Source organism: Lelliottia nimipressuralis (genome assembly GCF_004115925.1).
Taxonomy (GTDB): Bacteria; Pseudomonadota; Gammaproteobacteria; order Enterobacterales; family Enterobacteriaceae; genus Enterobacter; species Enterobacter nimipressuralis.
In genome coordinates, this window is record NZ_SDDX01000010.1 from 39,880 (window position 1) to 64,768 (window position 24,889).

Sequence of the window (24,889 nt, forward strand, 5' to 3'; positions counted from 1 at the left end):
CTAAAACATACCCGGTAGAGAGGCTTGCCGGGCCGACGTGGTTTTGTAGGTCGGGGTCGCGAAGCGCCACCCGACACGAGGATGACACGATGTTTCATCGCTTATGGACATTAATTCGCAAAGAGCTGCAATCGCTGCTGCGTGAACCGCAAACCCGCGCGATCCTGATCCTGCCGGTGCTGATTCAGGTTCTGCTGTTTCCGTTTGCCGCGACGCTGGAAGTGACCAACGCCACCATCGCCGTCTACAACGAAGACAACGGCAAACACTCCGTGGAGCTGACCCAGCGTTTTGCCCGCGCCAAAGCTTTTACCCATGTGCTGCTGCTGAAAAGTCCGCAGGAGATCCAGCCCACCATCGACACGCAAAAGGCGCTGCTGCTGGTGCGTTTCCCGGCCGATTTTTCGCGTAACCTGGATAACGTCCAGACCGCGCCGATGCAGCTGATTCTCGACGGGCGCAACTCCAACAGTGCGCAAATCGCCGCCAACTACCTGCAGCAGGTCGTGAAGAATTACCAGCAGGAGCTGATGGAGGGGAAAGCCAGGCCGAATAACAGCGAGCTGGTGGTGCGCAACTGGTATAACCCGAACCTGGATTACAAATGGTTCGTGGTGCCGTCGCTTATCGCGATGATCACCACCATTGGGGTGATGATTGTGACGTCGCTCTCCGTCGCCCGCGAACGTGAACAAGGGACGCTGGATCAGCTGCTGGTTTCCCCGCTCGCCACCTGGCAGATTTTCGTCGGGAAAGCCGTGCCTGCGCTGATTGTCGCCACTTTCCAGGCCAGTATTGTGCTCGGCATAGGTATCTGGGCGTATCAAATTCCGTTTGCCGGATCGCTGGCGCTGTTTTACTTCACCATGTTGATTTACGGGCTGTCGCTAGTGGGATTCGGGCTGTTGATTTCGGCGCTCTGCTCAACGCAGCAGCAGGCGTTTATCGGGGTGTTTGTCTTTATGATGCCGGCGATTTTGCTCTCAGGGTATGTTTCGCCTGTCGAAAACATGCCGGTGTGGCTACAGGATCTGACGTGGGTGAATCCGATTCGGCACTTTACCGATATCACCAAGCAGATCTATCTGAAGGATGCGAGTCTGGATATTGTGTGGGGAAGTTTGTGGCGCTACTGGTCATAGCGGCCACGACAGGCTCAGTGGCGTACGCGATGTTTAGACGCAATATCGCCTAGCTTTTTCTCTTTGGTCAGCAATGAGACCACTGCGGGTCCTGCCAGAATGACCAGGCCCGCCAGGGCCAGCAGCAGGTTGTTATGCAGCACCCGCGACAGCAGCCACAGGACGATTAACGCTGCACCAAAATACCAGGTGGTGGTGAGCTCTTCGAGCACATCACCCACTTCACGCCAGCGCGCGTCGTGGTGACGCTGTAAAAACAGCATCGACAGCACGGTCACGCCATACATCGCACATAATCCCAAGCCGACATGCACCAGCGTGCCGCTCTTCCAGCCCATTACCAGTACCGCCACGACCAGTAAATGCAACATTATCTGCCAGCAACTGAGGCCAGTTGCGACACGAACGCGTTGTTGCCACTTCATGGCTTCTCTCCTGAAGGATATTTCTCTGCTAGTTCAGAGTACCGCACTTTACGGAAAATTCCGTAACACCGCATCTTTTTGTGACGCCGACTACACTTTATTTTCATCAGGATAGTGACGCTGGCAGGAGCATATGACGCAAAAAACCCGGCATTTTTCGCTCAAAATTTTGACGATTAACACACACAAAGGCTTCACGGCATTTAACCGCCGCTTCATTTTACCCGAGCTGCGTGACGCGGTACGTACCGTCGGCGCGGATATCGTGTGTCTGCAGGAAGTGATGGGCGCCCACGATATTCATCCGCTGCACGTCGAGAACTGGCCAGACACCACCCACTACGAATTTCTGGCTGATACCATGTGGAGCGACTATGCCTATGGCCGCAACGCGGTCTACCCGGAAGGCCATCACGGCAACGCGGTGCTGTCGCGTTTTCCCATCGAACATTATGAGAATCACGACGTATCGGTGGGAGAAAGTGAAAAACGCGGGCTGCTTTACTGTCGGATAAAACCGCCGGATCTGGCCTTTCCGGTTCACGTGGGCTGCGTGCATCTCGGCCTGCGGGAAGCGCACCGCCAGGCACAGCTGCAGATGATGACCCGCTGGGTCAATTCGCTGCCGGATAACGATCCGGTGGTTATCGCCGGTGATTTTAACGACTGGCGACAGCGCGCAAACCGCCCGCTGAAAGCCGATTCCGGGCTGGATGAGATTTTTACCCGGGCGCATGGCCGCCCGGCGCGCACCTTCCCGGTCAGTTTTCCTCTGCTGCGCCTGGATCGCATTTACGTCAAAAACGCCCACGCCAGCCATCCGAGCACCCTGGCGCTGCGCGGCTGGCGTCACCTGTCTGACCATGCCCCGTTAAGTGCGGAGATTCACTTATGAAAAGTTCATGGCGAGAAGGTAACCAAATTACGCTGCTGGAAAATGGCGATGAGTATTATCCCGCCGTTTTTGCTGCCCTCGATGCGGCAGAGCAAAAAGTTATTCTCGAAACGTTTATCTGGTTCGAGGACGACGTGGGCCGTCAACTCCATCAGGCCGTGCTGCGCGCGGCTCAGCGCGGCGTCAAAGTCGAAGTGCTGCTCGACGGCTACGGTTCGCCCGACCTCAGCGATAGCTTCGTCAACGAGCTGACCGCCGCAGGCGTGGTGTTCCGCTATTACGATCCGCGCCCGCCGCTCTTCGGCATGCGTACCAACGTCTTTCGCCGGATGCACCGCAAAATTGTGGTGGTGGATGGTAACGTCGCGTTCGTGGGCGGGATCAACTACTCCGACGAACACATGTCCGACTACGGCCCGGAGGCGAAGCAGGATTATGCGGTGAAAGTAGAAGGCCCGGTGGTGCAGGATATTTTACTCTTTGAGCTGGAAAATCTGCCGGGGCAGTCGGCGGTGCGCCGCTGGTGGAAACGCCATCATCGCCCGGAAGAAAACCGCCAGCCCGGGGAGGCGCAGGCGCTGTTTATCTGGCGCGATAACGACGAGCATCGGGACGATATTGAACGCCACTATCTGAAGATGCTCGCCAATGCGAAGCGCGAAGTGATCATCGCCAACGCCTATTTCTTCCCCGGCTACCGTCTGCTGCATGCCATGCGCAATGCCGCACGGCGTGGGGTGCGGGTCAAACTGATTGTACAGGGCGAGCCGGATATGCCGATTGTCACCGTCGGCGCGCGGCTGCTGTACGACTATCTGGTCAAAGGTGGCGTGCAGATTTACGAGTATCGCCGCCGCCCGCTGCACGGAAAAGTGGCGCTGATGGACGATCACTGGGCGACCGTTGGCTCCAGCAATCTCGATCCCCTGAGCCTGTCCCTTAATCTGGAGGCAAATCTGATCATCCACGATCGCGCATTTAACCAGACCCTGCGCGACAATCTTACGGGCATTATCGCTCGCGATTGCGTGCGGGTAGATGATTCGATGGTGCCGAAACGCACCTGGTGGAATCTGACCAAAAGCGTGGTGGTGTTCCACTTCCTGCGCCACTTCCCGGCGCTGGTGGGCTGGCTGCCGGCTCATACGCCCAAGCTCGCACTGGTGCCGGCGCCTGTTCAGCCGGAAATGGAGACCCAGGATCGGGTTGAAGCCGAAAACTCAGGGGTGAAACCGTAATGAGCAAATCACATCCGCGCTGGCGGCTGGCTAAACGCATTCTCACCTGGCTGTTTTTCATTGCCGTTGCCGTGCTGCTGGTGGTATACGCGCAGAAAATTGACTGGGAAGAGGTATGGAAAGTCATCCGCAACTACAACCGGCTGGTGCTGCTCAGCGCCGTCGGGCTGGTGATCGTCAGCTATCTGATTTACGGCTGCTACGACCTTCTAGGCCGCGCCTACTGCGGGCATAAGCTGGCGAAACGCCAGGTAATGCTGGTGTCGTTTATCTGTTACGCCTTTAACCTGACCCTCAGCACCTGGGTGGGCGGCATCGGCATGCGCTACCGCCTCTATTCGCGCCTCGGGCTGCCGGGCAGTACCATCACGCGCATTTTCTCGCTAAGCATCACCACAAACTGGCTCGGGTATATCCTGCTCGGCGGGGTGATTTTCACCATTGGCGTGGTGCAGCTTCCGGCCCACTGGTATATCGACGAAACGACGCTGCGGATTTTGGGCATCGTCCTGCTGCTGATCATCGCGGCGTATCTCTGGGCCTGCGCATTCGCTAAACGCCGTCATATGACCGTCAAAGGGCAGAAACTGGTGCTGCCATCGTGGAAGTTCGCGCTGGTGCAGATGGTGATCTCCAGCGCTAACTGGATGGTGATGGGGGCCATTATCTGGCTGCTGATTGGCGAAGAGGTGAACTATTTCTTCGTGCTTGGCGTGCTGCTGGTGAGCAGTATTGCCGGGGTAATTGTCCACATTCCGGCCGGTATCGGGGTGTTAGAAGCGGTGTTTATTGCCCTGCTGGCGGGGGAACACGTGTCCCACGGCACGATTATCGCGGCGCTGCTGGCCTATCGAATGTTGTACTACTTCCTGCCGCTGGCACTGGCGACGGTCGGCTATTTGATTCTGGAGAGTCGGGCGAAAAAGCTGCGGGCGAAGAATGAGAAAGCGATGGCGAAATAACGAAATCCGTGTGGCGGTCCACTGACCAAACGACGAGTTGCATGCCCGGCAGGCGTAAACGCCGCCGGGCACAGCCATCAGCGGCGGTTACCGAAAATCCGCAGCAGCATCAGGAACAGGTTGATGAAGTCCAAATAGAGCGTTAACGCGCCAAGAATGGCGTATTTACGCAGGTTACCGCTGTCACGCACGTCAATCTGCTCGCCGATGTTTTTCAGCTTCTGAGTGTCATACGCCGTCAGGCCGACAAACACAATCACCCCGATGTACGTCACCGCCCACATCAGCGCTTCGCTTTTCAGCCAGAAGTTCACCAGCGACGCCAGCACAATCCCGATAAGCGCCATAAACAGCATATTGCCGAAACCGCTCAAATCGCGTTTGGTGGTGTAGCCGTAGAGGCTCATGGCACCAAACATCCCACCGGCCACCACAAAGGTGCTGGCGATAGAGGAGTAGGTGTAGACGATAAAAATACTGGAGAGCGTCAGGCCAGTCAGCGCCGAATAGAGCATAAACAGCGTGGTCGCCATCCCCGCACTGAGCTTTTGCACCAGTCCGGAAAGCACAAACACCAGCGCCAGCTGGGCGATAATCAGCCCAAAGAAGGTGATTTTGCTGGAAAAGATAAACATCATCAGTTCGGGGGTATTGGCTGCGTACCACGCGATAAACGCGGTTAACAGCAGGCCGCAGGTCATCCAGCCGTACACCTGCGCCATATAAGTTTGCAGGCCGCTACGCGTCTGCTGAACGATTGAATCCGAACGTGGAAATCGGTCCATGATAACTCCTGATTAAGTGGGCACACCTTTTAAGATTAACACATCCGCGCCATCCGGTTACCAGCGGCTGGCAGCCTGCTTGTCGCTGTCACGCGATTCCACCCAGCGTTCCCCTTCCGGTGTGGCTTCACGCTTCCAGAACGGCGCGCGGGTTTTGAGATAATCCATAATAAATTCACCGGCATCGAACGCGCTACCGCGATGCGAGCTGGTGACGCCAACAAAGACAATCTCTTCGCCAGGCCACATTTCGCCGACGCGGTGAATAACCGTGACACGACCAAGTGGCCAGCGCTGACGGGCCTCTTCCACGATAGTGGCAAGCGACTTTTCCGTCATCCCCGGATAATACTCGAGGGTCAGCGCGCTCACACTCTCCCCCAGATTATGGTTCCGGACTTTACCGGTAAACGTCACCACCGCGCCGTCTTCGTCGCGCTCGGCCAGCCAGCTGTATTCCGTGCCGACATTAAAGCGTTCCGGTCCAACAATAATCCGCGTGTCAGACATGATTAACCCCCTGTAACTGGCGGGAAAAACGCCACTTCATCACCGGCGTTAAGCGGATGGGAAAACTCCACCAGCGTCTGATTCACTGCCGCCAGCAGTTTTCCCTCTTCGAGCGCCAGCGCCCAGCGATCGCCTTGCGCCGCCAGATGGGCACGCAGGGCTTCGACGTTGTCGAACGGCGTCTCGAGGGTCAGGCTGTCGGTATTGACAAGCTCTCGCACCTGAGCAAAAAAAAGCACTTTAATCATGATTGTCCGCCCTGAAATCACCGGATTTGCCGCCGCTTTTCGCCAGCAGACGAACCGGGCCAATCACCATATCCTTCTGCACCGCTTTGCACATATCGTAAATGGTGAGCGCCGCAACAGAGGCCGCCGTTAAGGCCTCCATCTCGACGCCTGTTTTGCCGGTCAGACGGCACAACGTCTCGATACGCACGCGGTTGTGCTCCGGCTCAGCCTGCAGGCTCACTTCAACCTTGCTGAGCATCAGCGGGTGACACAGCGGGATAAGATCCCAGGTGCGTTTTGCAGCCTGAATTCCGGCGATACGCGCAGTAGCGAAAACGTCACCCTTGTGGTGGCTGCCGTCGATAATCATCGCCAGGGTTTCTGGCAACATGGTTACGAAAGCCTCGGCGCGCGCTTCACGCACCGTTTCGGCCTTGGCGGAAACATCCACCATATGCGCTTCGCCAGCGGCGTTAATGTGGGTCAATTGCGACATAGCTTATTTCTTCAAATGAGGATGAAAATTACACGGACGAGTGCGAGCATCCAGCTGCGGAGCGATGATGTTCTCCCACGCGGTGCGGCAAGCTTTGGTAGAGCCTGGCATGGCGAAAATCAGGGTGTTGTTGGCGATCCCGGCCACGGCGCGCGACTGAAGCGTGGACGTACCGATCTCCTCAAAGGAGAGCATCCGGAACACTTCGCCAAAGCCCTGGATTTCGCGGTCGAAGAGCGGGAGCAGCGCTTCTGGCGCCTGATCGCCTGCGGTAAAACCGGTGCCGCCGGTGATCAGTACCACCTGCACCTCTGCGCTGGCGATCCACTGGGAGACCTGAGCGCGAATGGCGTAGCGATTCTCTTTCACTATCGCTTTATCAATGATGCTGTGCCCCGCCTCGTGGGCGGCGTCGCGCAGCCAGTGGCCGGAGGTGTCATCCTCCTCACCACGGCGCTCAGAAACGGTAAGAATAGCAATACGCGTCGGAATAAATTCAGCGCTGACCTGACTCATTTTCTGGTTCCTTTTAAGCCGATTACCCGCCGATGTAAGACAGGTTTTGTGTAATCCCGGTGTCGCCCTGATGCAGGAAATGGGTCTGTTTTTTATGCGTCAGAGCAGCAGAAATGCGCGCTTCGAGGGCCTCCTGCTGCGCATCGTCTTCCAGCAGATCGCGAAGATCCACGCCGCCGTCGCCGAACAGACACAAATGCAGCTTGCCCACAGACGAGACGCGCAGACGGTTGCAGGTGGCGCAGAAGTCTTTCTCATAGGGCATGATAAGCCCTATTTCCCCTTCATAATCCGGGTGACAAAAGACCTGCGCAGGGCCGTCGCTACGTTGGCGAATCTGGTGGATCCAGCCGCGCTTCAGCAGCGCATCGCGCAGCACCATGCCGGAGATGTGATGACGACGGAACAGGTCGCTGCCCTCGCCCGTCTCCATCAGCTCAATAAAACGCAGTTGAATGCGGCGGGGTTTGACCCACGCGAGGAAGGTGTCGAGCTGGTGATGGTTTACATCGCGCATCAGCACCGTATTGACTTTGACTTTGTCGAAACCGGCTTCGAACGCCGCATCGATGCCCTGCATCACCTGGCGAAACTTATCCTGCCCGGTGATGGCGTGAAACTGGCGTGCATCGAGGCTGTCGACGCTGACGTTGATGGCCGTGAGACCCGCATCGCGCCACTGGGCCACATCGCGGGCTAAGCGATAGCCATTGGTGGTGACGGCGATTTGGCGAATGTTCTCGTTTTCACGGATAGCGGCGATGATGTCGGGAAAATCACGACGCAGAGAGGGTTCGCCACCCGTGAGACGCACTTTTTCCGTGCCAAGCTCAGAAAACGCACGCGTGACGCGGCGCACTTCCTCGACGGAAAGAAATCCGTTATTGGTGACGCTGCCCGGCTTGTAGCCGTCTGGCAGGCAATAGGTGCAACGAAAATTGCACACATCGGTAATCGACAGACGTAAATAGAAAAACTTACGCGCGAAAGCATCTGTGAGTTGAGAAGCCATGTACACCTTTCCAGTACGGGAGGCACAGTCATTTCTTTCTGTACCCTGGTGACGTTTCCGTCACGGCCAGGGCGCCATATCGTGTGACACAGGCGCCAGGGCTAGAGTGTATGTTTTCAAATTTGAAAACGTGGGTTATGCCGATAGTAGCGCGGAAACGGCGCTTTCGCCATTCGCCGATTTCGCTATATAATTATATATATAGCGACCTGATCGTGCACTTTCACTACAGAATACGTAAAAATCAATGTTTCGCATTGATATACGTCATTTTGACAGGGGTCGGGCATCGTCTTTTAGGGGTAGTTGGGTTACTGTTACGCGGATCAAATGTCATAAGGAATCTGTATGCGCAATCGCACTTTTGCGGATCTTGACCGTGTGGTCGCTCTCGGCGGAGGGCATGGGCTGGGGCGGGTTATGTCGTCATTATCCTCGCTGGGCTCCAGGCTCACCGGGATCGTGACCACCACCGATAACGGTGGCTCAACAGGTCGTATTCGTCGTTCAGAAGGCGGTATCGCCTGGGGCGATATGCGTAACTGTCTTAACCAGTTAATTACCGAACAAAGCGTCGCATCGGCGATGTTTGAGTATCGTTTTGGCGGTAACGGGGAACTTTCCGGGCATAACCTCGGAAATCTGATGTTAAAGGCGCTGGATCACCTGAGCGTGCGCCCGCTTGAGGCGATCAATTTAATCCGAAATCTGCTGAAAGTGGATGCTTTCCTGATTCCTATGTCGGAACAACCGGTCGATTTGATGGCGATCGACATGGAAGGGCATGAAGTTTACGGCGAGGTCAATATTGACCAGCTGGTAGTCCCCCCCAAAGAGCTGATGACCTACCCTACTGTTCCCGCCACGCGCGAAGCGGTGGAAGCAATCAGCGAGGCGGATCTGATCCTCATCGGCCCTGGCAGTTTTTACACCAGCCTGATGCCGCTGCTGCTGGTAAAAGAGCTGGCTCAGGCGCTGCGCAGAACCCCCGCGCCGATGGTGTATATCGGTAATCTGGGGAAAGAGCTAAGCCCTGCCGCCGCCAGCCTTTCGCTTGCCGATAAACTCAATCTGATGGAGCAGTACGTCGGTAAAAAAATTATCGACGGCGTGGTTGTAGGGCCGAAGGTGGATGTTTCAGGTATGGAAGGCCGTGTGGTGGTGCAGACAGAGCTGGAAGCGAGTGATATTAAATATCGCCACGACCGGCATTTGCTGCGCCTGGCGCTGGAAAAAGCGATTCAGGCGTTGGGATAACCGAACTGCGCCCGGTGGCGGTACGCTAACCGGGCCGACAACGCATCCGAACGGTTAGCCGGGCAGACGCAATGCCGCCCGGCAACGCGAGTTACGACGCCGCGATAAACAGATCGCGCAGCTTATGCAGCTGATCGCGAAGTTGCGCCGCCTCTTCAAACTCCAGATTCTGCGCATGCTGCATCATCTGCCCTTCCAGTTCGTGGATTTTCTGCTGCAGCGCTTTCGGTGTCAGCAGCACTTCCACCGCATCAGCCTCAACCGGATGACGCGCTTTTCCGCGGCCTTTGGTTTTCGCAATCCCCTGACCCAGCGCCAGAATATCCACCACTTTCTTGTTCAGCCCCTGTGGGGTGATGCCATGCTCTTCGTTGTACTGCTGCTGTTTCTCACGACGACGTTCCGTTTCGCCGATCGCTTTCGCCATCGACGCCGTAATTTTGTCACCGTACAGAATCGCTTTCCCGTTGATGTTACGCGCCGCGCGGCCAATGGTCTGAATCAGGGAGCGCTCAGAACGCAGGAAGCCCTCTTTGTCGGCATCCAGAATCGCCACCAGCGACACCTCTGGCATGTCGAGACCTTCTCGCAACAGGTTGATCCCCACCAGCACGTCAAACTCGCCAAGACGTAAATCGCGAATGATCTCCATACGCTCAACGGTATCGATATCCGAGTGCAGATAGCGCACGCGCTCCCCGTGCTCTTCCAGATATTCGGTCAAGTCTTCCGCCATACGTTTGGTCAGCGTGGTGACCAGCACACGCTCGTTAACCGATGCGCGAGCGCGGATCTCTGAGAGCAGATCGTCCACCTGCGTTCCCACCGGGCGAACTTCGATAATAGGGTCCAGCAGGCCCGTTGGACGTACCACCTGATCGATAACTTCATCACCGGATTTCTCCAGCTCGTAGTTACCCGGCGTGGCCGACACATAAATCGTTTGCGGGGCCAGCGCCTCGAACTCTTCAAATTTCATCGGGCGGTTATCGAGCGCCGACGGCAGACGGAAACCGTACTCCACCAGCGTCTCTTTACGTGCGCGGTCACCGCGATACATGCCGCCGATCTGCGGAATGGTGACGTGAGATTCGTCTACCACCAGCAGACCGTCAGCCGGGAGATAATCGAACAGGGTCGGCGGTGCCTCGCCAGGACCACGCCCGGAGAGATAGCGCGAGTAGTTTTCGATGCCCGAGCAGTAACCCAGCTCGTTCATCATCTCTAGATCGAACTGCGTACGCTGGCTCAGGCGCTGCTCTTCGAGCAGTTTGTTATTAGCCAGAAGCACCTTACGACGGTCCGCAAGCTCCACTTTGATCTCTTCCATCGCCTGTACGATACGCTCGCGCGGGGTAACGTAGTGGGTTTTCGGGTAGATGGTAAAGCGCTGAATCACCGACTCAACGTGGCCAGTCAGCGGATCAAACAGCGACAGACGCTCGACTTCCTCGTCAAACAGCTCAACGCGCAGGGCCAGATCGTCGGATTCTGCCGGGAAGATGTCGATCACTTCGCCGCGCACGCGGAAAGTACCACGCTGGAACGCCTGATCGTTACGGGCATACTGCAGCTCTGCCAGACGGCGTAAAATCGCGCGCTGATCGATAATCATCCCGATGGTCAGGTGCAGCATCATCTTGAGGTAAAGATCCGGGTCGCCCAGACCATAGATGGCGGAGACCGACGCCACCACGATCACATCCCGACGCTCAAGCAGCGCTTTCGTCGCCGACAGACGCATCTGTTCGATATGTTCGTTGACCGAAGCATCCTTCTCGATAAAGGTGTCTGAGCTGGGTACGTAGGCTTCCGGCTGGTAGTAATCGTAGTAGGAGACGAAATATTCAACCGCGTTTTCCGGGAAGAACTCTTTCATCTCGCCATACAGCTGCGCCGCCAGCGTTTTGTTGGGGGCCAGCACCATCGTCGGGCGCTGCAGATCCGCAATCACGTTGGCAACGGTAAAGGTTTTGCCCGAACCGGTCACACCCAGCAGGGTCTGGTGCGCCAGCCCGTCTTCCAGCCCCTCTTTCAGGCGACGGATCGCATCCGGCTGATCGCCAGACGGACGGAAAGCAGAATTCAATTTGAACAATTTACTCATGGGCGACAACCTGATGACGGAAAAAGCGGCAGGTGAGTAATTTTACTCGCGGCTGGCAAATTTGCCAGTAATAAATACTGGATGTAAAACCAGTGGCGTGTAAGGATATCTGGATTAGCATCCGCCTGATGAGCGCGAAAGGGGGCAAAATTTAGGCTGTGACGAGATAAAACACCAGCAATGTTCGGTTATCCCCAGAACATTTCTATTTTTAACATTTGTCAAGCCACGTAATGATAGTTTTATGGCAGTCAGTGACACTTTCATGACGATGATTGCTTTTGTCTAACTCGTTAATTCATAGAAGATATTTCTTAAAGCCGCGTTTCGCATCAATTCATGCGCAGGCCGCGTCTTCTCTCGCTTGCCTCAGGTTTTCTAACTCTAATGCACATGGTTATCCACAGGAATAGTGGATAAGTGCTTCCAGCCCGTACAGACCGCGACTCCGCAAATTCCCGGTTTTTCCCAAGGGCATGTCCGTAAAAAATATTTATAGCTCTTTTTTGATGATATTCAGCCCCACCGCGCATAACCGACTGGCGAGATCTTAATCACATTTCCGTCATTATGTGCACAGCACGCCCTTTTAGCGGCTGTGAGCCAAATCTGAAAAGTGCAGCATATCGAACCACGCCATCGGTTATGGCAAGGGTTTTGCAGATTATCCTGAGACGTCTCATCCCTCATGCGTTTTAAGGAGTGAAATATGCTAAGTCTGCGCGCCGTTAATCAGTTCTATGGAAGTCAGCACACGCTGTGGAATGTCGATCTGGATTTGCCGCCAGGGATGTGTACAGGCGTTATCGGGCTGCCGGGTATGGGCAAAACCACGCTTATCAACTGCATCACCGGCCAGTTGCCCATTGAGAGCGGCACCATCATCTGGCATGAAGCGGGCGCGCCACCGTGCAATTTGAGCAGCGCTGCACCTGAGCAGTGCGCGATGCCGGGCATTGGCTATGTCTCACAGGACCGGCGTATTTTCTCTCAGCTCACCGTCGAGGAGAATCTGCACGTCGCCATGCGTGCCAAAGGTGCGCCCGATGCGGCGGCGAGCAGTGATATTTACGAGCTGTTTCCCCAGCTCTGGCCGCTGCGTCACGCCAGAGCGACGGGGATGTCACCCGACGAGCAGTACCAGCTGGCGCTGGCCAATGCGCTCATTTGCCGCCCTCGCCTGCTGATTCTGGACGAGCCGCTGCACGGCACGGGAAGCACCTTTGCCATCCGGCTTGGGCAGCTGCTGATGCGGTTGAGTCGGGAGCTGGGAATGACGGTGCTGTTAGCGGAACAGCAGCTGTCGTTTATTCGCCGGGTGGCCGATCGTTTTTGCGTGCTGTATCGCGGGCGTAACGTGGCTCAGGGCCACGTTAACGAGCTGGATGATGAGCTTATCGCCCACTGGATGTCGCTGGATGCAAGACGCTGAGATCGAGATACTGCCCTGTCTCGGCCTGCTCTGCGCCCTCAGCAAGCCAGGGGATCTCCCCGAGGAACGGCGCAGGAAGGACGTTTTTCAGCGTCGCAAGATACTCCTGATGACGTTTACCTGGGGCCACCACGTCGTTGGCGATCCAGCCTGCGAAGCGTAAACCGGCCTGCTGAATCGCCTGCGCGGTGAGCATCGCGTGGTTGATACAGCCGAGCTTAACGCCCACGACCAGGATCACTGGCAGCTGTTCTTCCTGCACCCAGTCAGCAAACGTCTGATGCGCCGAGAGCGGCGTAAACCAGCCGCCAGCCCCTTCGACCAGCACCCATTCCGCCTGCTGCTCCAGTGCCCGCAGGCCCGCAGAGAGAACCGAAAACGCAATCGGGCGCTGCTCGTCGGCGCTGATGATGTGCGGCGAGGTCGGCTCGGCGAAGGTGTACGGATTCACCGCCTGATACTGCAGTGCAAGCGTGCTGTGGCGTTGCAGCGCCAGCGCGTCGGAGTTGCGCAAGCCTTCCGGCGTTATCTCGCTGCCGGAGGCCACCGGTTTGTACCCGGCGGTAATGAATCCCTGCAAACGCGCCGCCTGCAACAGCGCCGAGCTGGCGACGGTTTTACCGACTTCAGTGTCGGTTCCGGTGACAAAATAGCGTTCAGTCACGTTCGATAATCCCATGAAAGAGTTGATAAGAGAGCGGGAATTCCCCGCGCACACGCGGCCACGCCAGCTCAAGCTGCGTCAGCTCGCCGCGCGTGAGGGGTTTTCGCGCCCGTCCGTCGTGCAGATGGGTGGCGCCAATCCCTTTCAGCGAGCGCATCGCACTCAGGGCATCGCTGAAAGAGAGAGTAACGACCTCCGTGATGGCCCTGTAGCGCCACCCGGCGAGGGCGTCGTTCACCGCCTGCTCCGGTAAAAAACGGTTGGCGTGCGGCCGTTCATCCACCGCACGCCAGGCCTGATTCAGCTCCGGCAGAGAGTTATCGAGCAGCGTGGTGAAGGCAACCGTGCCGCCGGGAAGCGTGACCCGATACAGCTCGCGCAATGCCTGCGGCAGACTGGAGCACCACTGCACCGCCAGATGGCTCCAGACCAGGTCAAACTGCGCGTCCGGCAGCGGAATAGACTCGATATCCCCCACCAGATAATCATCGGCCGCCTGCTGATAGCGCGCCTGTTCCAGCATTTGCGGGGAGAGGTCGAGGGCCGTCACATGGCTGCCCGCCTCGCGCCAGAGACGGCTGTTTGCGCCAGGCCCGCAGCCTGCATCCAGCACGGCGTGGAAACGCCCCTCGCCGAGCAGCGTTTTCAGCCCCTGGGCGCTCCGGCGCTGCAGATCGTCGTGTCGGGAATAACTTTGCGCCGCTCGCCCGAAAGCAGAGGCGATGGCCTGCTTGTTAACCTGCGTCATGCAGCGCCTCCAGTAAATCATCAATGTCCTGCGTGTGGTGTGCGGCCGTCAGGGTCAGGCGTAATCGCGCGGTACCCGCCGGAACGGTTGGCGGACGGATCGCCGTCACCCACATGCCACGCTCGCGAAGCTGCTGCGCCAGATGCAAGGCACGGCTGTTCTCGCCCACAATCAGCGGCTGGATGGCACTTTGCGAATCGGTCATCTGCCAGGGCAGCTCGCGCACGCCCGCCCGAAAGCGCTGGATGTGCGCAGCCAGAGTGTGTCGCCGCTGTTCGCCCTCTGCGCTGCGGACAACCTTCAGCGCCTCCAGCAGCGCCACGGCCTGCGCAGGCGGCATACTGGTGCTGTAGATCAAATGGCGGGCGAATTGCAGCAGGTAATCCGCGACGGATTCGCTGCACAACACCGCCGCGCCGCTGATGCCAAACCCTTTGCCGAAAGTCACAATCAGCAGCTCCGGTTTAACATCCTGGCGGGCGGCACTTCCGCGCCCTTCCGCGCCCAGCACACCAACGCCGTGGGCATCGTCCACCAGCATCCAGGCGTTGTGCTGGCGTGCTGCGGCATGGAGTTCACCCAGCGGAGCGCAATCACCGTCCATGCTGAAGACCCCTTCGGTCACCACCAGCTGTTGCCCATCGCAGGATTTCGCCAGCAGCGCGTTGAGCTGGGCGGCGTCGTTATGGGCAAACCGGCGCAGCTGCGCCGGGCTGAGGCTGGCCGCTTCGAGCAGGGAGGCGTGGCTCAGGCGGTCGGCGACAATCCGATCCTCTTTTCCCATCAGGGCTGCAATCAGCGCCTGATTGGCGGCAAAACCGGAGATAAACAACAGCGCGCGGGGATAGCCGAGCCAGTCGGCCAAGGCCTCTTCCAGCGCCTGATGCGCGGTGGTATAGCCTGTCACATGCCCCGACCCGCCGCTGCCGACGCCCCAGGTTTCCGCCCCCTGCTGCCAGGCGCGAATGATCGCCGGATGTTGGCTCAGGCCGAGATAATCGTTGCTCGAAAAGTTGCAGAACCGGCGCGTTTCGCGGATCAGAAAACGCCCGCCGCTTTCGACCGCCGCGCGCGAGCGAAATGCGTCCGCCGCCCGGCGTTCCTCCAGTGCGGCGTCGATGCGGTGTTGCCAGGTCATAGGGCTGCCGCGTTGTAGAACTGTTCGGTGTCGGCGTTGAAAAGCTGCTGTTCCAGCTGGTGCTGCTGCTCGTTATCCCCCGTCAACACCTCGGTCTGATGCGGATTCAGCCCCAGTTTGCGGAACAGCTGGACATCTTTGTCCTCTTCCGGGTTTGGCGTGGTCAGCAGTTTGCAGCCGTAGAAAATTGAGTTTGCGCCCGCCATAAAGCACATCGCCTGAGTCTGCTCGCTCATCTGCTCACGGCCCGCGGAGAGGCGCACAAACGAGGTCGGCATCATGATGCGCGCGACGGCAATCGTGCGGATAAAATCAAACGCATCCACATCGTCGTTATCGGCCATCGGCGTGCCTTTGACCTTCACCAGCATGTTGATCGGCACGCTTTCCGGCGGCGTCGGCAAATTCGCCAGTTGCAACAGCAGACCGGCGCGATCTTTTACCGTTTCACCCAGGCCGACGATCCCCCCGGAGCAGACTTTAATCCCGGCGTCACGCACCTTGTCGAGCGTATCGAGACGCTCCTGGTAGGTGCGGGTGGTGATGATATTGCCGTAGAATTCCGGCGAGGTATCGAGGTTATGGTTGTAGTAGTCCAGACCCGCCGCCGACAGGCGCTGAGCCTGTGTTTCGTTGAGCGTGCCGAGCGTCATGCAAGCTTCCAGCCCCATCGCTTTCACGCCCTGCACCATCTGCTCCAGATACGGCATGTCACGGTCGTGCGGGTTTTTCCACGCGGCTCCCATGCAGAAGCGGGTCGAACCGGCGTTTTTCGCCTTGCGTGCCGAGTCGAGCACCTGCTCCACTTCCATCAGCCGCTCGGCCTCCAGCCCGGTTTTGTAGCGCGCACTTTGTGGGCAATATTTGCAGTCTTCCGGGCAGGCACCGGTTTTGATCGACAGTAGCGTACTGACCTGCACATGGCGCGGATCGAAGTGCTGGCGGTGGATTTGCTGGGCTTCGAACATCAGTTCGAGGAAAGGTTTGTTAAATAATTCGGTGACTTGCGACATTGTCCAACGTACAGGGTTAGCCATCGGGCTTCTCCAAAAAGGGGTTCAGTTCATTGTGGGTTCGGTTTATACTTGTAAACCTAAAACTTTTCAAAATGGTTTACAAGTCGATTATGACCCCGGACGATCTCGCCTTCGACAAGCAACATATCTGGCACCCCTACACCTCCATGACCCGCCCGCTGCCCGTTTATCCGGTCGACTCGGCGCACGGGTGTGAACTGCATCTGGCCACCGGCGAAACGCTGGTCGACGGGATGTCCTCCTGGTGGGCAACCATCCACGGGTACAACCATCCGCGCCTGAACGCGGCGATGAAAACGCAAATTGACCAGATGTCCCACGTGATGTTTGGCGGGATCACCCATCAGCCGGCGATTGAGTTGTGTCGTCGGCTGGTCTCCATGACCCCGGACGCGCTGGAATGCGTTTTCCTCGCCGATTCCGGTTCGGTGGCGGTGGAAGTGGCGATGAAAATGGCGCTGCAGTACTGGCAGGCGAAAGGCGAGCCGCGCCAGCGTTTCCTCACCTTCCGCAACGGTTATCACGGCGACACCTTCGGCGCGATGTCGGTCTGCGATCCCGATAATTCGATGCACAGCCTGTGGCAGGGTTATCTGCCGGAAAACCTGTTCGCCCCGGCGCCGCAAAGCCGTTTTGGCGGCGAGTGGAACGAAATGGATATGGTCGGATTTGCCCGTCTGATGGCCGCCCATCGCCACGAAATTGCTGCCGTGATCCTTGAGCCTGTCGTTCAGGGCGCGGGCGGAATGCGCATGTATCATCCCGAGTGGCTGAAACGCATCCGAAAGATGTGCGATCGGGAGGGTATCCTGCTGATTGCCGACGAAATCGCGACCGGATTTGGCCGCACCGGCAAGCTCTTTGCCTGCGACCATGCGAACATCGCCCCGGATATTTTGTGCCTCGGTAAAGCCCTGACGGGCGGCACCATGACCCTCTCCGCAACGCTTACGACCCGTCACGTAGCCGACACCATCAGCGACGGCGAAGCCGGCTGCTTTATGCACGGCCCGACGTTTATGGGCAATCCGCTGGCCTGCGCGGTCGCCAGTGAAAGTCTGGCTATTCTGGAAAGCGGTGAATGGCAGACGCAGGTTGCGGCGATTGAATCGCAGCTCACGCGTGAACTGGCGAGCGCGGCGCAGTCAGCGTTCGTGGCCGACGTGCGGGTGCTGGGCGCAATTGGCGTGGTCGAAACGCGCCATCCGGTGAACATGGCGGCATTGCAACGTTTCTTCGTCGAGCGTGGCGTGTGGGTGCGACCGTTCGGCAAACTGATCTACCTGATGCCGCCGTACATCATCACCCCAGAGCAATTGCAGAAGCTGACCCGCGCGGTGAATGAGGCTGTTAACATTCCCGCACATTTTGCGATTTAACCCAACGCGTTAGCTTCGGTATGCTGTTTTATGCAGTACACTTTTTGCATGGCTACGTACGGAGAAATCGCATGAAGATAATCAGTCAGGATCTGCGCGACGGTGAAAAATTACCCGAGCGTCACGTGTTTAACGGCATGGGTTATCAGGGCGATAATATTTCGCCGCACCTGGCCTGGGATGATGTTCCGCCGGGGACGAAGAGTTTTGTCGTCACCTGCTACGACCCGGATGCGCCAACCGGCTCCGGCTGGTGGCACTGGATTGTCGCAAACCTGCCCGCTGACACGCGCGTGCTGCCGCAGGGCTCCGGCTCTGATTTAACGGCGTTGCCGGAAGGGGCCATTCAGACCCGCACCGATTTCGGCAAAGCCGGATATGGCGGCGCGGCGCCGCCAAAAGGCGAGACGCACCGGTATATTTTCACCGTTCATGCCCTGGACGTTGAGAAGATCGATGTCGATGAAGGCGCGAGCGGCGCGATGGTTGGCTTTAACGTGCATTTTCACACGCTGGGAAGTGCGTCGATTACGGCGATGTATTCGTAAAAAAAGCCGGGCGGCGGCGTCGCCTCACCCGGCCTGTACGGTTCATTCATCACGAAAACGTCGTTTTACAGGCCCGGCAAGCGCAGCGCTGCCGGGCTTTGCTTTACAGCACCGCGGGTAATAACGTCACCAGGCTCCCCGCCTTCAGCAATTCCATCGCCTTATCGATATCCGGCGCAAAGAAACGGTCGTCGTCGTAGTGCGAGACGTGTTCTCGCAACGTCTGGCGCGCCTGCTCCAGCAGTGGGCTGGACTTCAGTCCTTCACGCAGGTCGATCCCCTGCACCGCCGCCAGCCACTCGACCGCAATCACGCCGCGCGTATTGTAGGCCATCTCCCACAGACGACGCCCGGCCGCCGGCGCCATAGAGACATGGTCTTCCTGATTGGCCGAGGTCGGCAGGCTGTCCACGCTGTGCGGATGGGACAGCGCTTTGTTCTCGCTCGCCAGCGCCGCCGCCGTCACCTGGGCAATCATAAACCCGGAATTTACGCCGCCATTGCGCACCAGGAATGGCGGCAGTTGCGACATGTGTTTATCCATCATCAGCGCGATACGACGCTCAGAGAGCGAACCTATTTCGGCAATCGCCAGCGCCAGATTATCGGCGGCCATCGCCACCGGCTCCGCATGGAAGTTCCCGCCCGACACCACGTCATTCTGCTCGGCGAACACCAGAGGGTTATCGGAAACCGCGTTCGCTTCCACCAGCAGCACATCAGCGGCCTGACGGATTTGCGTCAGACACGCGCCCATCACCTGCGGCTGACAGCGCAGGGAGTACGGGTCCTGCACCTTGTCGCAGTTATGGTGCGAATCCGCAATTGCGCTGGTATCAGTCAGCAGATGACGGTACATCGCCGCCGCATCAATTTGCCCGCGCTGGCCGCGCACCTCATGGATACGGGCATCAAACGGACGACGCGAACCGAGCACGGCTTCCGTGGTCAGCGCACCGCACACCACCGCCGAGGCAAACAGATCTTCAGCTTCGAACAGACCGCGCAGGGCGAACGCTGTGGAAGCCTGGGTGCCGTTCAGCAGGGCCAGCCCCTCTTTCGCCGCCAGCGTAATTGGCGTTAATCCGGCTTTTTGCAGCGCCTCTTTGGCGGGCAGCCATTGCCCTTGCCAGCGAGCTTTGCCCTCGCCGAGGAGCAGCAACGACATGTGCGCCAGCGGCGCCAGATCGCCCGAGGCCCCCACCGAGCCTTTGGCCGGGATCCACGGATAGACCTGCGCGTTGACCAGAGCGATAAGCGCCTGAATCACGCTCAGGCGGATACCGGAGAAACCGCGCGCCAGGCTGTTAATTTTCAGCACCATCATCAGTCGGACGATCTCGTCATCCAGCGGTTCGCCGACCCCTGCCGCGTGGGATAGCACCAGCGAGCGCTGTAAGTTTTCCAGATCGTGCGTGGCGATGCGCGTCTGCGCCAGCAGGCCGAAACCGGTGTTGATGCCGTAGGCCGTGCGATCTTCGGCGACGATGGCTTCCACGCAGGCGACGCTGTCGTTGATCGCCTGATGGGCGTTTTCATCCAGTGTTAGCGTCACCGGGTGGCGCCAGGCGCTGCGCAGGTGAGCGAAGGTCAGCGCGCCGGGCGTAATAGTCAGTGCATTCATCAGTGTTTTCCTTGTGTGGCGGCGACCATCGGCAGGTTCAGCCCCTGCTCTTTCGCACAGTCAACCGCGATGTCGTAGCCCGCGTCGGCATGGCGCATGACGCCTGTCGCCGGGTCGTTATGCAGTACGCGGGCGATGCGGGCGGCAGCTTCGTCGGTGCCGTCGCAGACAATCACCATGCCCGCGTGTTGGGAGAAGCCCATCCCGACGCCGCCGCCGTGGTGTAGCGACACCCAGGTCGCGCCGCTGGCGGTGTTCAGCAGGGCGTTGAGTAACGGCCAGTCAGAGACCGCGTCAGAGCCGTCCTGCATGGCTTCGGTTTCGCGGTTCGGGCTGGCGACTGAGCCGGAATCCAGGTGTCGCGACCAATCACAATCGGCGCGGAGACTTCGCCGCTGCGCACCATTTCGTTAAAGGCCAGGCCGAGTTTTTGGCGCCACTCCAGCCCCACCCAGCAGATACGCGCGGGCAGCCCCTGGAAGTTGATGCGTTCGCGCGCCATGTCCAGCCAGTGGTGCAGGTGCGCGTCGTCGGCGACGATGGCTTTCACTTTGGCGTCAGTTTTATAGATATCTTCCGGGTCGCCCGAGAGCGCTACCCAGCGGAACGGGCCAATGCCGCGACAGAACAGCGGACGGATATAGGCCGGGACAAAACCAGGGAAGTCGAACGCGTTTTCCACGCCCATCTCTTTCGCCATCTGGCGAATGTTGTTGCCGTAGTCGAAGGTCGGTACGCCCATTTTGCTGAACGCCAGCATCGCCGACACATGCTCAGCCATCGAGCGTTTGGCGGCCAGCACCGTCCCTTCCGGGTCGCTTTGGGATTTTTGCTGGTACTCTTCCCAGCTCCAGCCTTTTGGCAGGTAGCCGTGAAGCGGATCGTGGGCGCTGGTCTGGTCGGTGACCAGGTCCGGGCGCACGCCGCGCGCCACCAGTTCCGGAACGACCTCCGCCGCGTTGCCGCACAGGGCAATCGACACGGTTTTGCCTTCGGCGGTGTATTTCTGAATGCGCGCCAGCGCGTCATCGAGATTGTCGGCCTGCTCATCGACATAGCGGGTGCGCAGGCGGAAATCGATGCGGCTCTGCTGGCATTCGATATTCAGGGAGCAGGCACCCGCCAGTGTTGCTGCCAGCGGCTGCGCGCCCCCCATGCCGCCCAGCCCGGCGGTCAGCACCCAGCGCCCCTTCAGGGAGCCGTTATAGTGCTGGCGTCCGGCTTCAACGAAGGTTTCGTAGGTGCCCTGCACGATGCCCTGGCTGCCAATGTAGATCCAGCTGCCCGCAGTCATCTGGCCGTACATCGCCAGCCCTTTGGCGTCAAGCTCATTAAAGTGTTCCCAGGTTGCCCAGTGCGGAACAAGGTTTGAGTTGGCAATCAGCACCCGTGGCGCATTCTTATGGGTTTTGAACACCCCGACCGGTTTACCGGATTGCACCAGCAGGGTTTCGTCGATTTCGAGGTTGGTGAGCGCGTCCACAATGGCGTCGTAGCATTCCCAGTTACGCGCCGCGCGACCGATGCCACCGTACACCACCAGCTCGTGCGGGTTTTCGGCGACGTCGGGATCGAGGTTGTTCATCAACATGCGCAGCGGCGCTTCGGTGAGCCAGCTTTTGGCGGTGAGCGTGGTGCCGCGCGGGGCGCGGACATCCTGCTGACGGTATTTACCTGACGACATTGTGTGGTCCTCATACGGGATGAAAGATACAAACAGATATACTTGTATAGACAACCACGCACAAGGTCAGATTTAACAATAAAGATACAATTTTGTTATATTGTGTTAGCTATCACGCTTTGAAAACCTATGACATAAAGTGGCCTTGTAACCGGTAACGGGAACCGGGGAATAACAGTCTGGCGTGCGAGACAATCTGCCCGGAAGACCAGGTGCGGCGGCGGATCAGCAGGCACGGGTCGTGCTCTTTAATGCGCAGTCGTTCGCACTCCTGCGGCGTGGCGCGCACCGCTTCGACAATGTGTTCGCCCTCCGTCAACGGAGCGACCTGTGACAGCCAGGCGTGGGGCGTGGTCTGGGTATAATCCTGCTGAAGATAATCGGGCACCCGTTCGGCGTTGACGCAGCGATCCTCGATTTGCACCGGAACGTCGTTCTCGAAATGCACCATCACCGAGTGGAAAATCCGCGCCCCCTCTTTGACATTCAGCTCAACCGCCTGCTCGGCACTGGCCTGTGTCTCCTCAAGCACCAGCACTTCACAGTGGTGTTGATGATTGCGCGAGGCAATCTCGTCGGCAATGCTGCGGATTTCAAACAGCGCCGACTGCCCTTTCGGCTCGGCGACGAACGTTCCCACCCCCTGCAAACGCACCAGCAGCCCTTCGTCCGTGAGTTCACGCAGTGCGCGGTTGATGGTCATACGGCTGAAACCAAACTGGGCCACCAGTTCGGCCTCGGAGGGGATGCGGTCGTGCGGCTGCCAGACGCCGGTGGCGATCTTCTCGCTGATGGCCTGTTTCACCTTTTCGTAGAAAGGGGCTGGCGCGCCGGAAGGCGGATTCGGTGAGCGTGAAAACATTGTTACTCCTTAAAATGATTTATGCCCACCAGTGAGCAATTTGCCAGGCCAGACGCGCCGCGAGCCGCGCGCCCTGTCCGTCTCGATCGTATATTGGATTAAACTCGACCAAATCTACTGCCTGCAATTTTCCGCTGCGACAGATTTCGTCAATCACCGGCATTATATCCAGGGCCGACACGCCGAGCGCCGCCGGGGCTGAGACGGCAGGCATTTCACCGGCAGGTAGTACGTCGAGATCGATGGTCAGATAGACGCGGTCGGCCTGCGCCAGGACGCTTTCCAGCACCGGTAACGCCTCGCGGCGAAAATCGAGATCTTCCACCAGCGTCACGTTGAGGCGGGCCGCTTCGTCCCACAGCGCCTGTGTATTCGCCGCCCGGCTGACGCCCAGACAGGCGTACTGAAACTCGCGATTCTGCGCCTCGCAATACTGTGCGAGCTGGCGGAACGGCGTGCCTGATGTGGCGTGGTCGGCCTTGCGGAGATCAAGGTGCGCGTCGAGATTGATAATCGCAACGCGTTCGTGAGGAAAGGCATCCAGCACTCCGCGACCGTGGGCCCAGGCCGTTTCGTGGCCGCCGCCAAACACCAGCGTGCGCATACCCGACTGTTGGCAGGCCAGCACCGCATCACTCAGCGCGCGCTGAGCATCTTCGAGCCGATCGCCCGCAACGGTGATGGTGCCCATATCGGTCAGCGTGTCGTGCCCGCTGTAGCTCGCCATATTTGCCAGCGCTTTACGCAGCACGTCGGGCGCCTGCGCGGCACCGGGCCGCCCATGGTTGCGCCACACGCCTGCATCACACTCGAAACCTAACAGTGCAATGCCTGAACTTTTGGGCGCAAAACGATCGGTCTGGGCGATAGTCTGAAAAATTCGCAGCGCGTTGCTGGCTTCGCTGCTGTCGTCGCGCCCCTGCCAGAGATCAGCGGGCGTTGGCCGCCAGAGTGTCATGATACTTTCCCTCGAAACACACGCTGATAGAGCGGATTACGCCCCGGCTCGTAGACCATTTCCACCGGGCGCTCGGCATCCCAGATGACGAAATCAGCGACAAAATCGGCCTTCAGCTGACCGTGGGTGGCACCCCGACCCAGCGCTTGTGCCGCGTGACGCGTCACGCCTGCCCACGCCTCTTCCGGCGTTAAACCAAACTGCACGCAGGCCATGTTCATCGCCAGATGCAGGCTGGCAAACGGGCTGGTGCCGGGGTTGTAGTCTGTGGCGACAGCCATCGGCACGCCCTGTTTTCGCAGCTGATCGACAGGCGGGCGCTGGTGTTCCTGTAAGAAGTAGAATGCGCCGGGAAGCAACACTGCGACCGTGCCGCTGTGCGCCATCGCGTTGACCCCCGCATCATCGAGATACTCAATATGATCGGCGGACCAGCCGTGGTAGCGGCTCACTAATGCGGCGCCCCCCAGCCTGGAAAGCTGTTCGACGTGGCCTTTGACGGGAATGCCCAGCGCGGCGGCCGCCTGAAACACCCGTTCGGTCTGCGACAGCGTGAAGCCGACGTTCTCGCAAAATACGTCCACCGCTTCAAACAGCCCTTCGCGCCAGAGAGTCGGCATGATCTGCTCGCAAACCTGCGTCAGATAAGCGTCCGGATCCTGACGGTACTCCTTCGGCACGGCGTGAGCGGCGAGCAGCGTTGGGCTGATTTCAACCCGATGGCTTTGCGCCAGAGTCTGGGCGACGCGCAGCATTTTCTCTTCGGTCTGCGCATTCAGGCCATAGCCCGACTTGATCTCAAGGGTGGTGACGCCTTCCTGCATCAGGCGATGCAGGCGCTGTTCCGCCCGCTTCAGTAATGATGGTTCATCGCTTTCGCGGGTGGCGGCCACGGTCGCATTGATTCCGCCGCCCTGAGCGCTGATGGTCTGATAAGAGACGCCGTTCAGACGCTGCTCCCACTCTGCGGCGCGATCGCCACCGTACACCAGATGGGTGTGACAATCGATCAGACCGGGCGTGACCAGTCGTCCCCCGAGATCGACCTGATGAGCATGCGTGGCCGGGACCTCCGTTTCAGGGATAATCGCCACAATCCTCTCGCCGCGTACCACCAGAGCTGCGTTGTCACGCAGGCCGTAAGGTGCGGGTTCATCAGGGTTCATGGTCGCCAGTCGTGCGTTACGCCAGATAAGATCGTCGGGATGAAGCTGCTGCATAGGACTTCCGCTTGTCATGA

General features: G+C 58.6%; 23 protein-coding genes, 2 pseudogenes and 1 riboswitch. Of the genes and pseudogenes, 8 read left to right on the plus strand and 17 right to left on the minus strand.

All coding sequences use genetic code 11. From position 1 onward, the window contains the following. Positions 1-89: 89 nt before the first annotated feature. A pseudogene (locus ETG88_RS09830) lies at positions 90-1,195 on the plus strand (ABC transporter permease). Here the strand turns inward: ETG88_RS09830 and ETG88_RS09835 are convergent. Continuing rightward, on the minus strand, positions 1,157-1,567 hold the full coding sequence (locus tag ETG88_RS09835; protein WP_100777121.1) for a YbhQ family protein: 411 nt from the start codon (positions 1,565-1,567) through the stop codon (positions 1,157-1,159). The pseudogene ETG88_RS09830 and the gene ETG88_RS09835 sit on opposite strands and share 39 nt — an antisense overlap. 133 nt (positions 1,568-1,700) lie before the next feature. Here ETG88_RS09835 and ETG88_RS09840 point away from each other — a divergent pair, with 133 nt between their 5' ends. Genes ETG88_RS09840 through ETG88_RS09850 form a run of 3 tightly spaced genes read left to right on the plus strand, consistent with a single transcriptional unit; the run spans position 1,701 to position 4,662 of the window. Beyond that, complete coding sequence (locus ETG88_RS09840; RefSeq protein WP_102105215.1) at positions 1,701-2,462, plus strand: endonuclease/exonuclease/phosphatase family protein; 762 nt, start codon at positions 1,701-1,703, stop codon at positions 2,460-2,462. After that, positions 2,459-3,700 (plus strand): cardiolipin synthase ClsB, encoded by a 1,242-nt coding sequence (gene clsB, locus ETG88_RS09845; RefSeq protein WP_100777123.1) that lies wholly within the window; start codon positions 2,459-2,461, stop codon positions 3,698-3,700. The genes ETG88_RS09840 and clsB overlap by 4 nt, the downstream gene beginning before the upstream one ends. Further along, complete coding sequence (locus ETG88_RS09850; RefSeq protein ID WP_102105216.1) at positions 3,700-4,662, plus strand: lysylphosphatidylglycerol synthase domain-containing protein; 963 nt, start codon at positions 3,700-3,702, stop codon at positions 4,660-4,662. Before clsB ends, ETG88_RS09850 begins: the two co-directional genes overlap by 1 nt. A gap of 77 nt (positions 4,663-4,739) precedes the next feature. Here ETG88_RS09850 and ETG88_RS09855 read toward each other — a convergent pair whose 3' ends face one another. The 6 genes from ETG88_RS09855 to moaA form a co-directional block, all read right to left on the minus strand. Then, positions 4,740-5,447, minus strand: coding sequence for a Bax inhibitor-1/YccA family protein (locus ETG88_RS09855; protein WP_100777125.1), 708 nt, complete (start codon positions 5,445-5,447; stop codon positions 4,740-4,742). A gap of 57 nt (positions 5,448-5,504) precedes the next feature. Next, positions 5,505-5,957, minus strand: a complete 453-nt coding sequence (moaE, locus tag ETG88_RS09860) for a molybdopterin synthase catalytic subunit MoaE (protein WP_129035318.1) — start codon at positions 5,955-5,957, stop codon at positions 5,505-5,507. A 2-nt stretch (positions 5,958-5,959) separates the two neighbouring features. Then, positions 5,960-6,205: a molybdopterin synthase sulfur carrier subunit gene (gene moaD, locus ETG88_RS09865; protein ID WP_123429230.1), complete on the minus strand. Its 246-nt coding sequence runs from the start codon at positions 6,203-6,205 to the stop codon at positions 5,960-5,962. Then, positions 6,198-6,683, minus strand: coding sequence for a cyclic pyranopterin monophosphate synthase MoaC (moaC, locus tag ETG88_RS09870; protein ID WP_100777128.1), 486 nt, complete (start codon positions 6,681-6,683; stop codon positions 6,198-6,200). The genes moaD and moaC overlap by 8 nt, the downstream gene beginning before the upstream one ends. Before the next feature lie 3 nt (positions 6,684-6,686). Next, a complete protein-coding gene (gene moaB / locus ETG88_RS09875; protein ID WP_100777129.1) occupies positions 6,687-7,199 on the minus strand; it encodes a molybdenum cofactor biosynthesis protein B in 513 nt (170 codons plus the stop codon). Positions 7,200-7,221: 22 nt separating this feature from the next. Next, positions 7,222-8,211, minus strand: a complete 990-nt coding sequence (moaA, locus tag ETG88_RS09880) for a GTP 3',8-cyclase MoaA (protein ID WP_129035319.1) — start codon at positions 8,209-8,211, stop codon at positions 7,222-7,224. Beyond that, positions 8,199-8,332, minus strand: a riboswitch (molybdenum cofactor riboswitch). (Overlaps the previous gene by 13 nt.) A 227-nt stretch (positions 8,333-8,559) precedes the next feature. Here moaA and yvcK point away from each other — a divergent pair. Continuing rightward, a complete protein-coding gene (gene yvcK, locus ETG88_RS09890; protein ID WP_100777131.1) occupies positions 8,560-9,468 on the plus strand; it encodes a uridine diphosphate-N-acetylglucosamine-binding protein YvcK in 909 nt (302 codons plus the stop codon). 91 nt (positions 9,469-9,559) lie between these two features. Here yvcK and uvrB read toward each other — a convergent pair whose 3' ends face one another. Then, positions 9,560-11,575, minus strand: a complete 2,016-nt coding sequence (uvrB, locus tag ETG88_RS09895) for an excinuclease ABC subunit UvrB (protein ID WP_102105221.1) — start codon at positions 11,573-11,575, stop codon at positions 9,560-9,562. Positions 11,576-12,284: 709 nt separating this feature from the next. Here uvrB and ETG88_RS09900 point away from each other — a divergent pair. Then, positions 12,285-13,007, plus strand: a complete 723-nt coding sequence (locus ETG88_RS09900) for an ABC transporter ATP-binding protein (protein WP_102105222.1) — start codon at positions 12,285-12,287, stop codon at positions 13,005-13,007. Here the strand turns inward: ETG88_RS09900 and bioD are convergent. From bioD to bioB, 4 genes are read right to left on the minus strand one after another with little or no spacing between them, the layout of a single operon-like run. Further along, positions 12,970-13,671: a dethiobiotin synthase gene (gene bioD / locus ETG88_RS09905; RefSeq protein WP_164971792.1), complete on the minus strand. Its 702-nt coding sequence runs from the start codon at positions 13,669-13,671 to the stop codon at positions 12,970-12,972. The two genes, ETG88_RS09900 and bioD, sit on opposite strands and share 38 nt — an antisense overlap. Further along, entirely contained in the window at positions 13,664-14,419 is a 756-nt protein-coding gene (bioC, locus tag ETG88_RS09910; protein ID WP_129035321.1) for a malonyl-ACP O-methyltransferase BioC, read from the minus strand. The genes bioD and bioC overlap by 8 nt, the downstream gene beginning before the upstream one ends. Then, a complete protein-coding gene (bioF, locus tag ETG88_RS09915; RefSeq protein WP_129035322.1) occupies positions 14,406-15,557 on the minus strand; it encodes an 8-amino-7-oxononanoate synthase in 1,152 nt (383 codons plus the stop codon). Before bioF ends, bioC begins: the two co-directional genes overlap by 14 nt. Continuing rightward, on the minus strand, positions 15,554-16,594 hold the full coding sequence (bioB, locus tag ETG88_RS09920; protein ID WP_100777137.1) for a biotin synthase BioB: 1,041 nt from the start codon (positions 16,592-16,594) through the stop codon (positions 15,554-15,556). The genes bioF and bioB overlap by 4 nt, the downstream gene beginning before the upstream one ends. A gap of 89 nt (positions 16,595-16,683) precedes the next feature. Between bioB and bioA the strand changes: the two genes are divergently transcribed. Together bioA and ETG88_RS09930 are read left to right on the plus strand one after the other, a co-directional pair. Beyond that, positions 16,684-17,973 (plus strand): adenosylmethionine--8-amino-7-oxononanoate transaminase, encoded by a 1,290-nt coding sequence (bioA, locus tag ETG88_RS09925; RefSeq protein ID WP_420890803.1) that lies wholly within the window; start codon positions 16,684-16,686, stop codon positions 17,971-17,973. 71 nt (positions 17,974-18,044) lie between these two features. Next, positions 18,045-18,521 carry a kinase inhibitor gene (locus tag ETG88_RS09930; protein WP_100777139.1) on the plus strand — a complete coding sequence of 159 codons (477 nt, stop codon included), beginning with the start codon at positions 18,045-18,047 and terminating at the stop codon, positions 18,519-18,521. A 103-nt stretch (positions 18,522-18,624) separates the two neighbouring features. On the opposite strand, the gene hutH is transcribed toward ETG88_RS09930, so the two are convergent. The 5 genes and pseudogenes from hutH to hutI form a co-directional block, all read right to left on the minus strand. Continuing rightward, the gene (gene hutH / locus ETG88_RS09935; protein WP_129035324.1) at positions 18,625-20,145 is read right to left on the minus strand and encodes a histidine ammonia-lyase; all 1,521 of its coding nucleotides are present in this window, start codon (positions 20,143-20,145) and stop codon (positions 18,625-18,627) included. Next, positions 20,145-21,829 (minus strand): annotated as a pseudogene (gene hutU, locus ETG88_RS09940) (urocanate hydratase). The gene hutH and the pseudogene hutU overlap by 1 nt, the downstream one beginning before the upstream one ends. 127 nt (positions 21,830-21,956) lie before the next feature. Then, a complete protein-coding gene (locus ETG88_RS09945; protein WP_100777142.1) occupies positions 21,957-22,691 on the minus strand; it encodes a histidine utilization repressor in 735 nt (244 codons plus the stop codon). A gap of 19 nt (positions 22,692-22,710) precedes the next feature. Beyond that, positions 22,711-23,649, minus strand: a complete 939-nt coding sequence (gene hutG, locus ETG88_RS09950) for a formimidoylglutamase (RefSeq protein ID WP_129035325.1) — start codon at positions 23,647-23,649, stop codon at positions 22,711-22,713. After that, the gene (gene hutI / locus ETG88_RS09955; protein ID WP_129035326.1) at positions 23,646-24,869 is read right to left on the minus strand and encodes an imidazolonepropionase; all 1,224 of its coding nucleotides are present in this window, start codon (positions 24,867-24,869) and stop codon (positions 23,646-23,648) included. Before hutI ends, hutG begins: the two co-directional genes overlap by 4 nt. Positions 24,870-24,889 lie beyond the last annotated feature (20 nt).

Coding starts and splice junctions, on each gene's coding strand:
- bioB (WP_100777137.1), bottom strand. CDS start 16,594: ATGGCTAACCCTGTACGTTGGACAATGTCGCAAGTCACCGAATTATTT.
- hutH (WP_129035324.1), bottom strand. CDS start 20,145: ATGAATGCACTGACTATTACGCCCGGCGCGCTGACCTTCGCTCACCTG.
- ETG88_RS09840 (WP_102105215.1), top strand. CDS start 1,701: ATGACGCAAAAAACCCGGCATTTTTCGCTCAAAATTTTGACGATTAAC.
- ETG88_RS09930 (WP_100777139.1), top strand. CDS start 18,045: ATGAAGATAATCAGTCAGGATCTGCGCGACGGTGAAAAATTACCCGAG.
- moaC (WP_100777128.1), bottom strand. CDS start 6,683: ATGTCGCAATTGACCCACATTAACGCCGCTGGCGAAGCGCATATGGTG.
- clsB (WP_100777123.1), top strand. CDS start 2,459: ATGAAAAGTTCATGGCGAGAAGGTAACCAAATTACGCTGCTGGAAAAT.
- yvcK (WP_100777131.1), top strand. CDS start 8,560: ATGCGCAATCGCACTTTTGCGGATCTTGACCGTGTGGTCGCTCTCGGC.
- moaB (WP_100777129.1), bottom strand. CDS start 7,199: ATGAGTCAGGTCAGCGCTGAATTTATTCCGACGCGTATTGCTATTCTT.
- hutI (WP_129035326.1), bottom strand. CDS start 24,869: ATGCAGCAGCTTCATCCCGACGATCTTATCTGGCGTAACGCACGACTG.
- moaE (WP_129035318.1), bottom strand. CDS start 5,957: ATGTCTGACACGCGGATTATTGTTGGACCGGAACGCTTTAATGTCGGC.
- bioA (WP_420890803.1), top strand. CDS start 16,684: ATGACCCCGGACGATCTCGCCTTCGACAAGCAACATATCTGGCACCCC.
- hutG (WP_129035325.1), bottom strand. CDS start 23,649: ATGACACTCTGGCGGCCAACGCCCGCTGATCTCTGGCAGGGGCGCGAC.
- ETG88_RS09945 (WP_100777142.1), bottom strand. CDS start 22,691: ATGTTTTCACGCTCACCGAATCCGCCTTCCGGCGCGCCAGCCCCTTTC.
- ETG88_RS09900 (WP_102105222.1), top strand. CDS start 12,285: ATGCTAAGTCTGCGCGCCGTTAATCAGTTCTATGGAAGTCAGCACACG.
- ETG88_RS09835 (WP_100777121.1), bottom strand. CDS start 1,567: ATGAAGTGGCAACAACGCGTTCGTGTCGCAACTGGCCTCAGTTGCTGG.
- moaD (WP_123429230.1), bottom strand. CDS start 6,205: ATGATTAAAGTGCTTTTTTTTGCTCAGGTGCGAGAGCTTGTCAATACC.
- ETG88_RS09850 (WP_102105216.1), top strand. CDS start 3,700: ATGAGCAAATCACATCCGCGCTGGCGGCTGGCTAAACGCATTCTCACC.
- ETG88_RS09855 (WP_100777125.1), bottom strand. CDS start 5,447: ATGGACCGATTTCCACGTTCGGATTCAATCGTTCAGCAGACGCGTAGC.
- bioF (WP_129035322.1), bottom strand. CDS start 15,557: ATGACCTGGCAACACCGCATCGACGCCGCACTGGAGGAACGCCGGGCG.
- uvrB (WP_102105221.1), bottom strand. CDS start 11,575: ATGAGTAAATTGTTCAAATTGAATTCTGCTTTCCGTCCGTCTGGCGAT.
- bioC (WP_129035321.1), bottom strand. CDS start 14,419: ATGACGCAGGTTAACAAGCAGGCCATCGCCTCTGCTTTCGGGCGAGCG.
- moaA (WP_129035319.1), bottom strand. CDS start 8,211: ATGGCTTCTCAACTCACAGATGCTTTCGCGCGTAAGTTTTTCTATTTA.